Annotated in this window: 16 protein-coding genes; 9 read left to right on the top strand and 7 right to left on the bottom strand. The window is 70.3% G+C overall.

Annotated elements, in window-relative coordinates; translation table 11 throughout:
- Nucleotides 1-8: 8 nt before the first annotated feature.
- Both fabI and fabG read right to left on the bottom strand, forming a co-directional pair.
- On the bottom strand, nucleotides 9-776 hold the full coding sequence (fabI, locus tag ACH5HR_RS00190) for an enoyl-ACP reductase FabI (protein ID WP_402377228.1): 768 nt from the start codon (nucleotides 774-776) through the stop codon (nucleotides 9-11).
- A gap of 59 nt (nucleotides 777-835) precedes the next feature.
- Entirely contained in the window at nucleotides 836-1,558 is a 723-nt protein-coding gene (gene fabG / locus ACH5HR_RS00185; RefSeq protein ID WP_416475605.1) for a 3-oxoacyl-ACP reductase FabG, read from the bottom strand.
- A gap of 173 nt (nucleotides 1,559-1,731) precedes the next feature.
- Between fabG and ACH5HR_RS00180 the strand changes: the two genes are divergently transcribed.
- From ACH5HR_RS00180 to ACH5HR_RS00170, 3 genes are read left to right on the top strand one after another with little or no spacing between them, the layout of a single operon-like run.
- Nucleotides 1,732-2,109 carry a DUF3099 domain-containing protein gene (locus ACH5HR_RS00180; protein WP_402377222.1) on the top strand — a complete coding sequence of 126 codons (378 nt, stop codon included), beginning with the start codon at nucleotides 1,732-1,734 and terminating at the stop codon, nucleotides 2,107-2,109.
- Complete coding sequence (locus ACH5HR_RS00175) at nucleotides 2,109-2,348, top strand: hypothetical protein (RefSeq protein ID WP_402377219.1); 240 nt, start codon at nucleotides 2,109-2,111, stop codon at nucleotides 2,346-2,348. The genes ACH5HR_RS00180 and ACH5HR_RS00175 overlap by 1 nt, the downstream gene beginning before the upstream one ends.
- Nucleotides 2,345-3,250, top strand: a complete 906-nt coding sequence (locus tag ACH5HR_RS00170; protein ID WP_402377217.1) for an SURF1 family cytochrome oxidase biogenesis protein — start codon at nucleotides 2,345-2,347, stop codon at nucleotides 3,248-3,250. Before ACH5HR_RS00175 ends, ACH5HR_RS00170 begins: the two co-directional genes overlap by 4 nt.
- Here ACH5HR_RS00170 and ACH5HR_RS00165 read toward each other — a convergent pair.
- Nucleotides 3,223-4,821 carry an ABC-F family ATP-binding cassette domain-containing protein gene (locus ACH5HR_RS00165; protein WP_402377214.1) on the bottom strand — a complete coding sequence of 533 codons (1,599 nt, stop codon included), beginning with the start codon at nucleotides 4,819-4,821 and terminating at the stop codon, nucleotides 3,223-3,225. The genes ACH5HR_RS00170 and ACH5HR_RS00165 overlap by 28 nt on opposite strands.
- 211 nt (nucleotides 4,822-5,032) lie before the next feature.
- On the opposite strand from ACH5HR_RS00165, the gene ACH5HR_RS00160 reads away from it, so the two are divergent.
- Together ACH5HR_RS00160 and ACH5HR_RS00155 are read left to right on the top strand one after the other, a co-directional pair.
- Complete coding sequence (locus tag ACH5HR_RS00160) at nucleotides 5,033-6,502, top strand: DUF2809 domain-containing protein (RefSeq protein ID WP_416475604.1); 1,470 nt, start codon at nucleotides 5,033-5,035, stop codon at nucleotides 6,500-6,502.
- A gap of 41 nt (nucleotides 6,503-6,543) precedes the next feature.
- Nucleotides 6,544-7,080, top strand: coding sequence for a DUF1697 domain-containing protein (locus ACH5HR_RS00155; protein ID WP_416475602.1), 537 nt, complete (start codon nucleotides 6,544-6,546; stop codon nucleotides 7,078-7,080).
- Between the two features lie 125 nt (nucleotides 7,081-7,205).
- Here ACH5HR_RS00155 and ACH5HR_RS00150 read toward each other — a convergent pair whose 3' ends face one another.
- On the bottom strand, nucleotides 7,206-8,216 hold the full coding sequence (locus ACH5HR_RS00150; protein ID WP_416476391.1) for a LacI family DNA-binding transcriptional regulator: 1,011 nt from the start codon (nucleotides 8,214-8,216) through the stop codon (nucleotides 7,206-7,208).
- A 71-nt stretch (nucleotides 8,217-8,287) separates the two neighbouring features.
- On the opposite strand from ACH5HR_RS00150, the gene ACH5HR_RS00145 reads away from it, so the two are divergent.
- Genes ACH5HR_RS00145 through arfA form a run of 4 tightly spaced genes read left to right on the top strand, consistent with a single transcriptional unit; the run spans nucleotide 8,288 to nucleotide 13,044 of the window.
- Nucleotides 8,288-9,184 carry a carbohydrate ABC transporter permease gene (locus ACH5HR_RS00145; protein WP_402377206.1) on the top strand — a complete coding sequence of 299 codons (897 nt, stop codon included), beginning with the start codon at nucleotides 8,288-8,290 and terminating at the stop codon, nucleotides 9,182-9,184.
- A complete protein-coding gene (locus ACH5HR_RS00140; RefSeq protein ID WP_416475600.1) occupies nucleotides 9,184-10,116 on the top strand; it encodes a carbohydrate ABC transporter permease in 933 nt (310 codons plus the stop codon). The genes ACH5HR_RS00145 and ACH5HR_RS00140 overlap by 1 nt, the downstream gene beginning before the upstream one ends.
- Nucleotides 10,117-10,145: 29 nt before the next feature.
- Nucleotides 10,146-11,480 carry an ABC transporter substrate-binding protein gene (locus ACH5HR_RS00135; protein ID WP_416475599.1) on the top strand — a complete coding sequence of 445 codons (1,335 nt, stop codon included), beginning with the start codon at nucleotides 10,146-10,148 and terminating at the stop codon, nucleotides 11,478-11,480.
- A gap of 52 nt (nucleotides 11,481-11,532) precedes the next feature.
- Nucleotides 11,533-13,044: an arabinosylfuranosidase ArfA gene (gene arfA / locus ACH5HR_RS00130; RefSeq protein ID WP_416475597.1), complete on the top strand. Its 1,512-nt coding sequence runs from the start codon at nucleotides 11,533-11,535 to the stop codon at nucleotides 13,042-13,044.
- Between the two features lie 64 nt (nucleotides 13,045-13,108).
- On the opposite strand, the gene ACH5HR_RS00125 is transcribed toward arfA, so the two are convergent.
- From ACH5HR_RS00125 to sufU, 3 genes are all read right to left on the bottom strand, one after another.
- A complete protein-coding gene (locus ACH5HR_RS00125) occupies nucleotides 13,109-14,572 on the bottom strand; it encodes a basic amino acid/polyamine antiporter (protein ID WP_416475596.1) in 1,464 nt (487 codons plus the stop codon).
- Nucleotides 14,573-14,762: 190 nt separating this feature from the next.
- Nucleotides 14,763-15,122, bottom strand: a complete 360-nt coding sequence (locus ACH5HR_RS00120) for a metal-sulfur cluster assembly factor (RefSeq protein WP_402377193.1) — start codon at nucleotides 15,120-15,122, stop codon at nucleotides 14,763-14,765.
- A complete protein-coding gene (gene sufU / locus ACH5HR_RS00115) occupies nucleotides 15,115-15,621 on the bottom strand; it encodes a Fe-S cluster assembly sulfur transfer protein SufU (RefSeq protein ID WP_416475594.1) in 507 nt (168 codons plus the stop codon). The genes ACH5HR_RS00120 and sufU overlap by 8 nt, the downstream gene beginning before the upstream one ends.
- Nucleotides 15,622-15,627 lie beyond the last annotated feature (6 nt).

Raw genomic sequence — 15,627 nt, 5'->3', positions numbered from 1 at the left:
GACCTCGCTCACTGACCCATCGCGTGGACGCCGCCGTCGACGTGCACGATCTCGCCCGTCGTCGCCGGGAACCAGTCGGACAGCAGCGCCACGACCGCGCGGGCCGCCGGCTCTGCCGTCGTCTGGTCCCAACCGAGTGGCGCACGGCGCGGCCAGGCGTCCTCCATGGCCTCGAAGCCGGGGATGGACTTGGCGGCGGTCGTGCGGATCGGGCCCGCCGAGACCAGGTTGGCCCGGATGCCGGACGGCCCCAGGTCCCGCGCGAGGTACCGGTTGGCGGACTCGAGCCCGGCCTTCGCCACACCCATCCAGTCGTAGACGGGCCACGCGAAGCCGGCGTCGAACGTCAGGCCGACGTACGCCCCGCCGTCCGCCATCAGCGGCTGGGCCGCCGTGACGAGCGACTTGTACGAGAACGTCGAGACCTGCACCGCGGTGGCGACGTCGTCCCACTCGGCGGACAGGAAGTTGCCGCCCATCACGCTCTGCGGCGCGAACCCGATCGAGTGCACGACGCCGTCGAGCCGGTCGGTGTGCTCACGCACCTGGTCGGCGAGCGAGGCGAGGTCCTCGGAGCTCGTCACGTCGAGCTGGACGACGGGCGCGGTGACGGGCAGCCGCTTCGCGAACGCCTGGGTCAGCTTCATCTGCCGCCCGAAGGACGTCAGGACGACCTCGGCACCCTCCTCCTGCGCGAGCCGCGCGGCGTGGAAGGCGATCGAGCTGTCCGTCAGGACGCCCGTGATGAGCAGCTTCTTGCCGTCGAGCAGAGCCATGGTGACCTTTCAGTGAAGTTCTGGTGGGAGCGTATCGGGCCGTGCGCCCGAGGGACAGTTCAGTGGCCCATGCCCAGGCCGCCGTCGACCGGCACGACCGCGCCGGAGACGTAGGCCGCGGCGTCCGAAGCGAGGAACTCCACGACGCCGGCGACCTCGTCGGGGGTCGCGAACCGGCCCGCGGGGATCGACTCCCGGTACTTCTTCTGGGTGCCCTCGGGCAGCGCGGCGGTCATGTCGGTCTCCACGAAACCGGGGGCGACCACGTTGGCCGTGATCCCCCGCCCCCCGAGCTCACGGGTGATCGACCGGGCCATGCCCACCAGGGCGGCCTTCGTGGCGGAGTAGTTGACCTGGCCCGGACCGCCGTACAGCCCGACGACCGACCCGATCAGCACGATGCGCCCCGACCGGGCGCGGATCATGGGCTTGGAGGCGCGGCGCACGCACCGGAACGTCCCGGTGAGGTTCACGTCGACGACCTGCTCGAACTCGTCGTCGCTCATCCGCATCAGGAGCTGGTCGCGGGTCACGCCCGCGTTGGCGACCAGCACCGTGGGAGCGCCGAGCTGCGCCTCGATCTCGCCGAAGGCGGCGTCGACCGCCGCACTGTCCGTGACGTCCGCCACGAAGCCGTGGACGCCCTCAGGCAGGTCGCCGCCCCGGTAGATCGTCGCGACGACGTCCCCTGCGGCGACGAATCGCTCGGCGATCGAACGGCCGATGCCGCGTGCGGCCCCGGTCACGACGACCACACGGCCGGATGCTGCCTGCTCTGCCACGGATGCTCCTCTCGACGACGGACCCTGCGGTCCGGGTGCACGGCGGTGCGCCTGTGCGACCGTACCCCGGTGCCGTGCCGGTCCCGCGCTGACGGCGAGGCACACGTCGCCGAACGGGATTGTCGGTTTCCTCCAAAGACCGAGCAGCGCGGGTGCAGCCGTAGACTGGACGGGTGAGCACGCCCCGGCCCCACGAGGTCACCTCGATCACGGGCGTCCCGGCAAGCCTTGCCGAGGACCAGCGGAGACGGCTGCGCCAGTACCTGTTCCAGATGGGTCTGAGGATCGTCCTGATCCTGGCCGCCGCGCTCCTCGTGGACGGCTGGCTGATGTGGGTCTGCTTCGCCGGCGCCGTCGTGCTGCCCTACTCCGCGGTGCTGCTCGTCAACGCCGGGCGCGACCGGTCGACGCGCGACTCGTCGGCGGTGCAGCCCGTGCAGCCGTCCGAGATCGAGGCCACGCCGACACCCCTCGACGATCCGGGCCCACGCGTGGTGGACCACACCGACGACACGCCGTCGGCGGCACCCGACGGCCGGAAGGACGACTGATGGACGTGCTCGGCCTGGGCGCCGACCCCGTGACCGCCGACGAGCTCGTGTGCTCGGCCAAGGGATGCCGCGCCGACGCGCGCTGGGGCCTGCTGTGGAACAACCCGCGCCTCCACACTCCCGAACGCCGCAAGGTGTGGCTCGCGTGCGACGACCACCGTGAGCACCTCGAGCAGTTCCTCGGCGCGCGGTCGTTCTGGAAGCAGACCGTCCCCGTCGGCGAGCTGGAGCACGTGTGAAGCGGACTCGTCGGCAGTGGGCCACGCTCGGTCTCGCAGCGGTCCTGCTCGCGGGCCTGTGCGTGCTCGCGGCGTTCTGGCAGTGGCACCGGTACACCGACCGGCAGGAGCAGATCGACCTCGTCCAGGTCAACTACGCGGCGGCGCCCGTGCCGCTGGAGGAGCTCGTCGCGACGCCCGGAGCGACCCTGACGGCCGACGACGTGTGGCGGCCCGCCGTGGTCGTCGGTGAGTACGACCCGTCCGGGACGGTGCTGCTGCGCAACCGGCCCGTCAACGGCACCCCCGGCTTCCACCTCCTGGTGCCGCTGCGCACCGAGCTCGCCGGCGAGCCCGTGGTGATCGTCGTCGACCGCGGGTTCGTCCCGCTCGGCGCCGACGCCACCGAGCCGGCGTCCGTCCCCGCTCCCCCGGACGGCGAGGTCGCCGTGACGGTCACGCTCCGGGCCGACGAGCCCGCGGCCGACCGCGGCGCCGAGGCCGGGACGGTGTCGCGCGTCAACACCGCGCAGGTCCTGGCGGCCGGGCCGGCCGACGGACCCGCGTCCGCAGACCGGACCGTCGGCGCGTACGGGCAGATGCGCAGCGAGGCCCCGGCCGCCGACGAGGCGCTGGTGCCGGCGCCACGCCCGGACACCGACCCCGGCTCCCACCTCAGCTACACGTTCCAGTGGGCGATCTTCGCGCTCGGGGCAGTCGGCGGATTCGTGCTGCTGTGGCGGCGCGAGACCCGAGCGGCCACCGTCACGGCCGGCGAGCTCATCGCCGCCGCGGACCCGGAGGGGTCCTCACGTCCGCGCCGCGAGCGCCGCCCGTCCCGCCGGGTGGACGAGGACCACGAGGACGCGCTCGTCGACGCGGCGCGACCCGGCCCTCAGGCGAGGGACACGAGCTCCGCGTAGTCGTCCGACCAGAGGTCCTCGTCGCCGTCCGGCAGCAGCAGCACCCGCTCCGGGTTGAGCGCGTCGACGGCCCCGTCGTCGTGGGTGACCATGATGACGGCGCCCTCGTAGGTGTTCAGCGCGCCGAGGATCTCCGCGCGTGACGCCGGGTCGAGGTTGTTCGTGGGCTCGTCCAGCAGCAGGACGTTGGCGCTGGAGACCACCAGCGTGGCCAGCGCGAGCCGCGTCTTCTCCCCGCCGGAGAGGACGTGCGCCGGTTTCTCGGCGTCGTCCCCGCTGAAGAGGAAGGACCCGAGGGTGGTGCGCACCTGGGTGTCGGTGAGGTCCGGGGCGCTGTGCCGCAGGTTCTCCACGACGGTGGCGTCCATGTCGAGCATGTCGTGCTCCTGAGCGTAGTAGCCCATCTTGAGCCCGTGACCCGGCAGCACCTCGCCGGTGTCGGGAGTCTCGACGCCGGCCAGCAACCGCAGCATCGTCGTCTTGCCCGCACCGTTGAGCCCGAGGATCACCACCCGTGACCCGCGGTCGATCGCCAGGTCGACCCCCGCGAACACCTCGAGGGAGCCGTAGCTCTTGGACAGCTCCCGGGCGGTGAGCGGCGTCTTGCCGCAGGGTGCCGGCTTCGGGAACCGCAGCGCCGCCACCTTGTCGGTCTGGCGCTCGCCCTCGGTGCCGGCGAGCATCCGCTCGGCGCGCTTGATCATGTTCTGCGCGGCGGTCGCCTTGGTCGCCTTGGCCCGCATCTTGTTGGCCTGCGCCAGGAGCGTGCCGGCCTTCTTCTCGGCGTTCGCGCGCTCGCGCCGGCGACGGCGCTCGTCCTGCTCGCGCTGCGCGATGTACGGGTCCCACCGCAGGTTGTACTGGTCCAGCTCGCCGCGGTTGGCGTCCAGGTGGAAGACCTTGTTCACCGTGGCGCGCAGCAGCTCCACGTCGTGGGAGATCACGATGAACCCGCCGGAGTACGACTTGAGGTAGTCGCGCAGCCAGACGATCGAGTCGGCGTCCAGGTGGTTGGTCGGTTCGTCGAGCAGCAGCGTGTCGACCCCCGAGAACAGGATCCGGGCGAGCTCGACGCGTCGGCGCTGACCGCCGGAGAGCGTATGCAGGGGCTGGCCGAGGATGCGGTCGTCGAGCGCGAGGTTGCTCGTGATGCGGTGCGCCTCCGACTCGGCCGAGTAGCCGCCGGCGGCGAGGAACCGCGTCTCCAGCTTCGGGTAGCGCTCCATCGCCGACACCTGGACGTCGGCGTCCTCGCTCGCCATCTCCTTCTCCGCCTGACGCATCTTCGCCACGATCTTGTCGAGGCCGCGAGCGCTGAGCACCCGGTCCATCGCCAGGACGTCGAGGTCGCCCGTGCGCGGGTCCTGCGGCAGGTAGCCGATCTCGTTGCCGCGGGTGATCGTGCCCCCTGCCGGCAGGGTCTCGCCCGCGAGGGTCTTGGTGAGCGTGGTCTTGCCGGCGCCGTTGCGGCCGACCAGGCCGATGCGGTCGCCCGGAGCCACGCGGAACGTGGCCTCGTGCAGCAGGACGCGGGCGCCGAAGCGCAGCTCGACGCCGTGGGCGGTGATCAAGGCAGGGGTGTCCTTCAGAAAGTGGGTGCGGGATCAGCCGCCAGTCTACGGGTCGCACGCTCCCGGGTCCGCGGTCTGGGTCACACGACGCCGCTCGTCGGTAAGGTTCCCCCGTGAACTCCTCCGACACGCCCCGGGCGCGAGCCGTCGTGCAGCCGTTCCAGCACCGCGCCGCCGTCCGGTGAGCGGGCCGGCGCCCCGCCTGCCGCGGGTGACGGCGCTCCTCCTGGCGGGCGCCACGGTGGCGGCCGGGCTCGCGGGACGGGCCTGGCTGCCCGGCGACGTCGGCGGCCCGCTGGGCGACGTCCTGTACGCGATGCTCGTCGTCTGGCTCGTCGTCCTGGTGCTTCCGCGCGCACCGCGGGTCGTGGCGTCCGTGACCGCCCTCACGGTGTGCACGGCGATCGAGCTGTCGCACCTGACCGGGATGCCCGGGGAGCTGCTCGAGCGCGTCCCCGCCGCGCGGTTCGTCCTGGGGACCGGCTTCGGGGCGGCGGACCTTGCCTGGTACGCGCTCGGAGCGTTCCTGGGCGGGGCGCTGCTGGCCCTGCTCAGCCCTCGGGCGCCGGCGGTGGACGAGGCGCTGCGGCACGTGCGTGCGGACCGGGTCGGGGGCTCCGGACGGCGCGCCGCGGCCATCCTCGTTCCGCTGGCGCTGGTCGGCGTGCTCGTCGCCGCAGGTGTCGGCGTCGGGCGGAGCCTGTCGATCGAGGCGCAGGAGCTGGCCGCGCAGGTCGACGTCGCGCGGAGCGAGCTCGCCGACTCCGCGGACAGGGTGGCCGACGACGGCGTCCGGTCGCAGCTGTCCGGCGTGATCGACGAGGCCGGGACGGTCCTGGAGGGCCGCCCGGTCCTCGACCGGCGGCCGGGTGACGCCGCTCGCGCCGGTGACCGGCTCGAGCGAGCCGTCACGACGGTGCACGGGTCCCGCCGTGCGTTCGCGACGTCCGAGGCGGCGGAGGTGCGCGAGACGCTCGGGCCGGTGCAACGCCGGGCGGAACGCATCCTCTCCGCGACGGACGAGCTCGCCGACGCCGGCCGAGGGGCCGACGAGACGGCACGGTCCGACCTGCGCCACGCCCTCGACGTCGCCGCCGACACGCTCGGCACCACGCAGGCGGACCGTCTCGCCGAGCTGCCGCTGGCCGACCTGGAGAGCATCGCCGGCACGCTGGCCACGCACCGCGACGACCTCGACGTGGCCACCACCGACCTGATGTCAGCACAGGACGCCGCCGTCTGTCCCGAACCGGACCAGGTCTGGTTCCCGGAGGCCGGCAAGCTCCCCGCGAAGCGGCTCGCGCCCATCCCCTGGGCGCCGGAGCACTCGGTGCGCGCGGACCTGGTCGACGGGCTGGTGGCTCTCGACGAGGCGTTCCGGGCGGAGTTCGGCGAGCACCTCACCGTGAACTCCGCGTACCGCTCGTACGAGGAGCAGGTCGCGGTCTACGACCCCGACGATCCGAACCCTCTCGCCGCTCCCCCGGGCTGCTCCAATCACGGGCTCGGTACCGCCGTCGACCTCAGCATGGGCCCGGAGAGCTTCGACGGCGCCCGGTACGCCTGGATGAAGGAGCACGCCGAGGACTACGGCTGGACCCATCCGGCCTGGGCGGAGCCGGACGGGCGGCTCCCGGAGGCCTGGCACTGGGAGTCTGTCGAGACTCCGCTCGGCTACTGACGGCGGGCAGGTCCGGCGCCCGCACGTCGTACGGTGGTCCGGTGACCGCCGCCCGGGACAGGACCCTGCTCGTCGCGTTGCTGTGCGCCGTCAACGTCGGCGGCACGGGCAAGCTGCCGATGAGCGACCTGCGCGCCCGGTGCGAGACGATCGGGTTCACCGACGTGCGTACGTACATCGCCAGCGGGAACGTCCTGTTCACCACGGGCCTCGGGTCCGACGGCGCACGAGAGGCCCTCGAGAGCGCGCTGCGTGAGCACGCGGGCAGACCGGTGGGTGTCCTGGTCCGGACGCCGGACGAGCTCGTCCGGGTGCGGGACCGCAACCCCTTCCCGGACGCCTCGCCGAGCCGCGTGGGCGTCATGTTCCTCGACACCTCGCCCACCGACGGCACCGCCGAGGGTGCGACGGGCAGGGCCGACGAGGAGATCGTCCTCGGAGACCGGGAGGTCTACGTGCACTACCCGCACGGGATGGGCAGCAGCCGCCTGAGGGTACCCACCGGCACCGCCCGCGTCACGACCCGCAACATGAACACCGTGGCGAAGCTGGCCGGGCTCGCGGCGGGGCGTTCGTAGCGCCCTCCGCACGGCGGCGGAGCAGGTTCCCGAAGGTCGTTGACACGGCCTGTGCACCGGCCTACTTTATCGGTACACCACCCGGTCGGGTGACTCGAGGAAGAGGCACGGTGACAGCTCCACTGCTAGGCGCGAGGGCGCGTCGACTCACGCACGACGACGCGCGCCGACGTCACCACCTCAGCGGCGTCCGACACCCGTGGCGCACCGGCATCGACGCGACGCAGCACCAGCTCCATGACGCTGCGGGCCATCGAGTCGTTGTCCGGGTCGACGGTGGTCAGCCGCGGCACGAGATAGTCGCCCTCGTCGTCGTTGTCGAACCCCACCACCTGGACGTCCTCGGGGACGCGGCGGCCCAGGTCGGCCAGGGCGCGCAGCACGCCCATCGCCGCAGCGTCCGTCAGGACGAAGACGCCGTCGAACCGCACGCCCTCGCGGTGGAGCCGCATGATGACGTCGTAACCGTCCTTCGTGGTGAACGAGTCCGCATCGACGACGAGCTGCTCGTCGACCTCGATCCCCGCGTCGGCATGCGCCTGCCGGTAGCCGCGGGTGCGCAGCGTGGGCATGCTGTCGACGCCGCGGTCGGGCCGCCCGCCGACCAGGGCGATCCGGCGGGCACCTCCTTCGATCAGGTGGGCCGTCGCGAGGTCGGCGCCACCCACGTTGTCCATCATCACGTGGTCGAACGGGCCGGCCAGGTGCCGCTCGCCGAGCAGGACGACCGGCACCTCCACGCCGGCACCGATCAGGTCCGCGGTCTCGATCTGGACAGGGCTGAACACCACCCCGTCGAACGGGCGGAGGCGCTCGGGAGAGATGGCGTCCAGCTCCCCCTCCCGGCTCGCCCCCGTGCGCTCGATGATCACGTGGTACCCCCGCGCCCGCGCCAGCGTGTCGAGACGTGCCGCGAGGTGCGCGTAGTAGGGCCCGTCGAGATGCGGGACCAGCAGGCCGATCGCGCCGCTGCGACCCGCCCGCAGGCGCCGCGCCGTCACGTCGACCGTGTAGTCGAGGCGGGCGACGGCGGCGAGCACCCGTGCCCGGGTCGCCTCGCTCGCTCCCGGGCGTCCGTTGATCACGTTGGACACCGTCATCTTCGACACCCCGGCCTCACGGGCCACGTCGCTCATCTTCACCACGCGCCCATGATGCCCGTCCGGCTGACCGATCGCTGCCCCCGTCGTGGAGGGACCACACCGTCGTGAGACAGATCCTGTACTCGAAGAGGCTCGCCCCGTACCTCTTCATCCTTCCGTTCCTGGTCACGCTGGCCGTGTTCTGGATCGTCCCGATCGGGAGATCCTTCGTGATGAGCTTCCAGGAGGTGCTCTACGGCCAAGCCACGTTCATCGGCACCGACAACTACGAACGGCTCTGGCGGGACCGAGTCTTCTGGCAGGCGCTCTACAACAGCATGCGCTACATGATCCTGACGATCGTGCTGCTGGTCCCGATCCCGATGGTGCTCGCGGCGGTCGTGAACTCGAAGCTCGGGAACCCACGCGTGAAGGCCTTCTTCAAGGCGTCGTTGTTCGTCCCCGCGCTGACCTCGGTCGTCGTCGCCGGCATCGTGTTCCGGCTGATCTTCGCCGAGTCCGACTCCGCGATGATGAACCAGGTCGCCGAGTTCTTCGGCTTCGGTCCGGTCCGCTGGCTGCGCGAGGACATCACCGGCCTCGTCGCTCTCCTCGCACTCGCGCTCTGGCGATGGAGCGGGGTGAACACCATGTACTTCCTGGCCGGGATGCAGTCGATCCCGACCGAGTACTACGAGGCCGCGTCGATCGACGGCGCGAGCAAGTTCCAGCAGTTCCTCCACATCACCATCCCGAACCTCAAGCCGACGATCGTCTACGTCGTGACGATCAGCGTGTACGGAGGGCTCGCGATGTTTCTCGAGAGCTTCATGCTCTATGCCGGGAACTCGTCGCCGAACAACCAGGGCCTGACGGTGATCGGCTACCTCTACCGCAAGGGCATCGAGGAGAACGACCTCGGGTTCGCCTCGGCCGTCGGGGTCGTGCTGCTCGTCATCGTCATGACGATCAACCTCACGTACCTCATCGCCAGCGGGACGTTCAAGAAGGAGGCCGCGTGATGGCTGCCCAACCACCCACCACGGTCCGCGGGGGATCCGCACCCCAGGAGTCCGGCACCGGCTCGACCCCGCCGGACCGGACGACCGCCGGCCCACGACGCCTCTCGCCGCGGGCCGCGACGTGGATCCAGTCCGGGTTCCTCCTCCTGATCGCCGCGATCGCCCTCGTGCCGCTCGTCGCGATCTTCATCGGCACCTTCCAGGACGGCAACGACGTCATCCGCCGAGGCATGACGTTCGACGTCGACGTCAGCACCCTCAGCCTGGACAACTACGTCCTGCTGTTCACCGACTCGGGACCGTACTTCCGCTGGTTCGCCAACACGCTCCTGCTGACGGTGGCCCAGGTCGCGGGCACGCTCCTGGTGAGCTCCTTCGTCGCCTACGGGTTCGCGATGTACCACTTCAAGGGCAAGACGCTGTCGTTCATCATGGTGCTCCTGCTCATCACCGTGCCGTTCGAGATGCTCATGCTGCCCCTGTACGTCCAGGTGAACGACATGGGTCTGGCTGACACCTACCTCATCATCGTGCTGCCCTTCCTCGCGGCCGCCGTGACGATCTTCTTCTTCCGGCAGTACTTCCTCGGCATACCGAAGGAGATCCTCGAGGCGGGTCGCGTGGACGGCGTGACCGAGTTCGGCATCTTCTTCCGCCTCGTGCTCCCCATCAGCAAGCCGGCCATGGCAGCGATGACGATCCTCAACGGGATGCTCTGCTGGAACAACTTCCTGTGGCCGCTCCTCGTGCTGCGGACACCGGAGAAGTTCACGTTGCCGATCGGTCTCAACACCCTGCTGACTCCCTACGGCAACAACTACGAGCTCCTCATCATCGGAGCCTTCTTCTCGCTCATCCCGATCCTCATCCTCTTCCTGGCATTCCAGCGATTCTTCATCGAAGGAATCACCGCGGGGGCCGTCAAGGGTTGACCTCCCGCCCGACCGAACGGAGAAAGTTCATGACCACACAGCGAACGAAGATGTCCGCGCTCGTCGCAGGGCTCGCCGTCGCCTCGCTCGCCGCCTGCAGCGGCGGCGGCAGCGGTGAGGCCGCACCGACCCAGAACTCCGACGGTTCCACGAACCTGAGCATGTGGACGTTCGCGGACGTGCACGCCGCGTACTACGAGGAGATGGCCGACCAGTGGAACGACGCGAACCCTGAGCAGGAGATCAGGCTGGACGTCACCGTGTACCCCTACGAGGACATGCACAACAAGCTCCAGCTCGCCGTCAACTCGGGCGAGGGTCTTCCCGACGTCGTCGACATCGAGGTCAACAAGTTCGCCAGCTTCGTCAAGGGGTCGACTCCCCCGCTGGTAGACCTGACCGAAGCCGCGGCGCCGTACGCGGACGACGTCGTCCAGGCACGTCTCGACCTGTACAGCAAGGACGGGAAGGTGTACGGCTTCCCGACGCACGTGGGCGCTTTCGTCGCTTTCTACAACACGGAGCTGCTCGAGGGCGCCGGCATCGACTACACCACGATCGAGACGTGGGACGACTTCCGTGAGGCCGGTGCCGAGTACAACGCCGCCACCGACAAGGCGTTCGGCGTCGCCAGCACCGGCGTCAACTTCGTCGAGCCGCTCATCACGGCCCAGCTGGGCGGGGAGTTCTTCGACGCCGAGGGGAACCTGCAGGTGAACAGTCCTGAGGTCGTCGAGGCACTCTCCATGGAGCAGGAGATGCAGGACGCCGGCGCGATCTCGACGATCCCCGGTGGCAGCCCTGACTCCGAGGAAGCCTTCGGCGCCATCAACAACGGCGACTACGCGGCGATCGTGTACCCGGCGTGGTACACCTCCCGGTTCGTGGACTACATGCCCGACCTCGAGGGCAAGGTCGCCATCGCGCCGGCGCCCGTCATCGAGGGCGGTGCCGCGCAGACCATCGGTGGCGGTGGCACGGGCGCCTCGGTACCCGTCGCCTCCCCGAACCGAGACCTCGCGTCCGACTGGCTCGCGTTCGCCAAGCTGTCGCCGGAGGCCAACGTCGCGGTCTGGGAAGTGCTCGGCTTCGACCCGGTGAACATGGCCGTCTGGGAGGACGAGGCCGTGACCATGAATCCTGACAACAAGTTCAACCAGTACTTCCAGACCAACCTGTTCGAGGTCCTGAACGAGGTCAAGGGCGGGATCGGGCACCTCGACTCCTTCACCGATCCGAACTGGCCGAGCGTCGACAACACGTTCCGCACCGTCACCCTCAACGAGATCTTCGAGAACGGCGTGCCCGCGCAGGACGCTCTCGACCAGACGCAGTCCGACCTGCAGAACGAGCTCGGTCAGTAGTTCCCCGACCTGCGTCACCAGCGTTCCCCGCCCCGTTCCCGGAGGAAGCCTCATGCTGCCCACATCTGTCACCGTCGATCCGGCCTTCGTCGTCGGGCCTGTGCGTCGTCGCACGTTCGGTTCGTTCGTCGAGCATCTGGGTCGGTCGGTGTACACCGGGATCCACGACCCGGAGCACCCGAGCGCCGACGGCGACGGGTTTCGTGGTGACGTGTTGGAGCTGATCCGGGAGCTCGGGATCTCCACCGTGCGCTACCCGGGTGGCAACTTCCTGTCCGGGTACCGGTGGCAGGACGGGATCGGTCCGGTGAAGGACCGGCCGCGTCGCCTGGACCTGGCGTGGCACTCCACGGAGCCGAACCTGGTCGGGGTGGACGAGTTCATGCGGTGGGCGGCCAGGGCCGGGGTGGAGCCGATGATGGCGGTCAACCTCGGCACGCGGGGTATCGCGGAGGCGCTGGAGCTGCTGGAGTACTGCAACGTGCCCGGTGGCACGGAGTGGTCCGAGCGGCGCCGCGCGAACGGTGCCGAGGACCCGTACCGGGTCACGATGTGGTGCCTGGGCAACGAGATGGACGGGCCGTGGCAGATCGGGCACAAGACCGCGCACGAGTACGGGCGCCTGGCCGCGGAGACCGCCCGGGCGATGCGGATGATCGACCCGGGCCTGGAGCTGGTGGTGTGCGGCTCGTCCAACTCGGCCATGCCCACGTTCGGCGCGTGGGAGCACACGGTCCTGACCGAGGCCTACGAGCACGTCGACCACGTCTCGGCGCACGCCTACTACTACGAGTCCGACGGCGACCTCGCCTCGTTCCTGGCCTCCGCGGTCGACATGGACCACTTCATCGACGCCGTGGCCGCCACCGCGGACGCCGTGCGCGCGGCGGGCAAGCACTCGAAGCGCATCAACATCTCCTTCGACGAGTGGAACGTGTGGTACCAGCAGCGGGCCGAGTCCCGCCCGCCGTCCGGCGACGACTGGCCCGTGGCCCCGGTGCTGCTCGAGGACCGCTACAACGTGGCCGACGCCGTCGTGGTCGGCAACCTGCTCATCAGCCTGCTGCGCCACACCGACCGGGTCCACGCCGCCTCCCAGGCCCAGCTCGTCAACGTCATCGCCCCGATCATGACCGAACCGGGCGGACGAGCCTGGAAGCAGACGATCTTCCACCCCTTCGCACTCACCTCCCGGTACGCCACCGGTGACGTGCTGCGCCTGGCGATCGACTCACCCGTCACCGAGACGGCCCGGTTCGGCGAGGTGGCCGTGCTCGACGCCGTCGCCACCCACGACCCCGCCACCGGCGAGGTCGTCCTCTTCGCGACCAACCGCTCGGTGAGGGACGACGTCGTCCTGGACGTCGACCTGCGGGGCTTTCCCGGCCTCGCCGTGCTGGAGGCGCTGACCCTGTCCAACCCGGACCACACCTGGGCCGCGACCGCCGACGACGACACCACCGTGGTCCCGCGCCCCAACACCACCGCCAAGATCGCCGACGGCCGGGTCCGCGCCGAGCTACCGCCCGTGTCCTGGACGATGATCCGGCTGGGGAGGGCATGACACCATCCCGGCGGGGCGGCACCGGGACGGGTCCGCCGTGGTCGCGTCCCGGCCGGGCACTGGATCAGATCTGCACGGAACCCGTGGCGAGGAGCACGGCGCCGACGACGGCGAAGGCCGCGACGACGACGAACGTCACCAGGCCCGAGGTGGTGAAGATGCTCGCACGTTGCTCGCGACGCGCGACGTAGTACAGCGCCGTGGCGGGTGCGAGCAGGAGGCACGCGAGGAACACGAACACGTACCCGGCGGCCCAGATGAGGAACAGTGTGTAGACCGTGGAGATGATCGCCACCACCAGCTCGCGGGTGCGGAGACCCTCCGAGACGTTGCCGTACCCGTCGCGGCGCAGCGCGATCTTGACCGCGTAGGCGCTGGCCAGGGCGAACGGGGCGAGGGCGAGCGCCGCCGTCAGGTCGAGCGTGAAGTCGAGCGCGTCGCTGACGAACTGCACGGCGAACAGGATGAGCGTGACGAAGATCGAGGTCCACAGCACCGCGTTCTGCGGCACCTCGCGTGCGTTCAACCGGGAGAAGTAGCGCGGCAGGTCCTTGTCCTTGGCCGCCGCGTAGACGACGTCGGCGGCCAGCAGCTGCCAGGCGAGGTACGCACCGAGCACCGAGACGATGAGGCCGACCCGGATGAGCACCCCGCCCCACGGGCCGACGGCGTCCTCCAGCACGCCGCCGACCGACGGCTGCGGGAGAGCCGCGATGTCATTCTTGGGCAGGACACCGTAGGACAGGATGGAGATGCTCGCGAACAGGGCGAGCACCGACAGGAACCCGAGCACCGTGGCCCGCCCGACGTCGCGTCGCTTCTTGGCGTACCGGGAATAGACGCTCGCACCCTCGATGCCCAGGAACACGAAGACGGTGATGAGCATGGTGCCCTGCACCTGCACGAACAACGACTCGCCGCCGGGCACGTCGTAGCCACCGGTGAGGTTGCCGACGAAGACGTCCCAGTCGAAGAAGAAGACGACCAGGACCAGGAAGAGCGCCAGCGGCACGAGCTTGGCGACCGTGACGACCGCGTTGATCGCGGCCGCTTCCCTGACGCCCCGGCGGATGAGGAAGTAGAAGCCCCAGACGGCCGCGGCAGAGATGAAGAACGCCGTCCACGTGTCGCCGTCGCCCAGGACGGATCCCAGATCCGGGAAGAGCTGCGACAGGGTGGTCATGATGAGCACCCAGTAGAAGGCGTTGCCCGCGCACGCCGAGGCCCAGAACCCGACGGCCGACAGGAAGCCCGGGTAGACACCGAAACCCTCGCGGGCGTACACGTAGACGCCGTTGTCGAGTGCGGGTTTGCGGACGGCGAGGGACTGGAACACGAAGGCGAGCGTGAGCATGCCCAGCCCTGCGACGGTCCAGGCGATGAGGGCACCGTAGACGCCCGTCTCGCTCGCGAACCGAGCGGGCAGCTGGAACACCCCGGCCCCGACCATCGAGCCGACCACCATCGCGGTCAGGGCGGGAAGAGTGAGCTTGTTGGCTGTAGCGGCGCCTTCGGCAGTGGAGGTCATCGAGGCCTTCTCGTCCCGGACGGACGTCGCGCACGCGACGTGGGGGCTCCAGTCCCCCGACTCCACTTGCCATCGTTATCACGCGCCGGCGTCCACCGCAGCCTGGAGACGCCTCCAGGTGGCGGTGGACGTCGGGTCCTGCGGTGCGGCCGCCGCCAGGTCGAAGACCCGGCCGGGACGGGCCCTGGACTCAGACGTTGAAGCCGAGCATGCGGAGCTGCTCGCGGCCGTCCTCCGTGATCTTCTCCGGACCCCACGGCGGCATCCAGACCCAGTTGATCCGGTGCCCGGTCACGAGCCCTTCGAGAGCCTGCGCCGACTGGTCCTCGAGGACGTCGGTCAGCGGGCACGCCGCCGAGGTCAGGGTCATGTCGATCGTGGCGTGGTTGTTCTGGTCCACCTCGACGCCGTAGACGAGGCCGAGGTCGACGACGTTGATCCCGAGCTCGGGGTCGATGACGTCGCGCATGGCCTCCTCGACGTCGGCTGCGGTCGTCGCGCCCGGCGTCGGACCAGCCGGCGCGGCCGTCTCGGTCGTGTTCTCAGTCATCGGTTCCTCCGGTCGGGTCGGCCAGCGCGCCGCTGCGCGCCAGCGAGTCCTTCAGCGCTGCCCAGCCGAGCAGCGCGCACTTGATGCGGGCGGGGTACTGCGAGACGCCGGTGAACGCCTCGCCGTCGCCGAGCGACTCGAGCGCCGCCTCGTCGTCCAGCCCCTTGCCGCGCGAGGCCATGAGCGCGTGGAAGGTCGCGTCGAGCTCGCGGACGTCAGCCAGCCCGCGGCCCGTCACGAGCTCGGTCATGACGGAGACCGACGCCTGGGAGATCGAGCACCCCTGACCCTCCCACGACACGCCCGAGACCACCGCGCCACCAGCACCGTCCGCCACGACGTCCACGCGGAGGGTGACCTCGTCGCCGCACGTCGGGTTCACCTGGTGCGACTCGCCCCGCAGGTGGCCGTCGGCAGACTCGGCCAGCCCACGGCCGTGCGGGTGCTTCGCGTGGTCCAGGATGACCTGCTGGTACATCTGCTCCAACGAACCGCTCATGCGTCC

The organism is Isoptericola maris, assembly GCF_048065335.1.
Taxonomy (GTDB): Bacteria; Actinomycetota; Actinomycetes; order Actinomycetales; family Cellulomonadaceae; genus Isoptericola; species Isoptericola rhizosphaerae.
This window is presented reverse-complemented; position numbering and strand designations above follow the sequence as displayed.

Coding starts and splice junctions, on each gene's coding strand:
- fabI (WP_402377228.1), bottom strand. CDS start 776: ATGGCTCTGCTCGACGGCAAGAAGCTGCTCATCACGGGCGTCCTGACG.
- ACH5HR_RS00175 (WP_402377219.1), top strand. CDS start 2,109: ATGGACGTGCTCGGCCTGGGCGCCGACCCCGTGACCGCCGACGAGCTC.
- ACH5HR_RS00150 (WP_416476391.1), bottom strand. CDS start 8,216: ATGAGCGACGTGGCCCGTGAGGCCGGGGTGTCGAAGATGACGGTGTCC.
- ACH5HR_RS00140 (WP_416475600.1), top strand. CDS start 9,184: ATGGCTGCCCAACCACCCACCACGGTCCGCGGGGGATCCGCACCCCAG.
- ACH5HR_RS00135 (WP_416475599.1), top strand. CDS start 10,146: ATGACCACACAGCGAACGAAGATGTCCGCGCTCGTCGCAGGGCTCGCC.
- arfA (WP_416475597.1), top strand. CDS start 11,533: ATGCTGCCCACATCTGTCACCGTCGATCCGGCCTTCGTCGTCGGGCCT.
- ACH5HR_RS00125 (WP_416475596.1), bottom strand. CDS start 14,572: ATGACCTCCACTGCCGAAGGCGCCGCTACAGCCAACAAGCTCACTCTT.
- ACH5HR_RS00120 (WP_402377193.1), bottom strand. CDS start 15,122: ATGACTGAGAACACGACCGAGACGGCCGCGCCGGCTGGTCCGACGCCG.
- sufU (WP_416475594.1), bottom strand. CDS start 15,621: ATGAGCGGTTCGTTGGAGCAGATGTACCAGCAGGTCATCCTGGACCAC.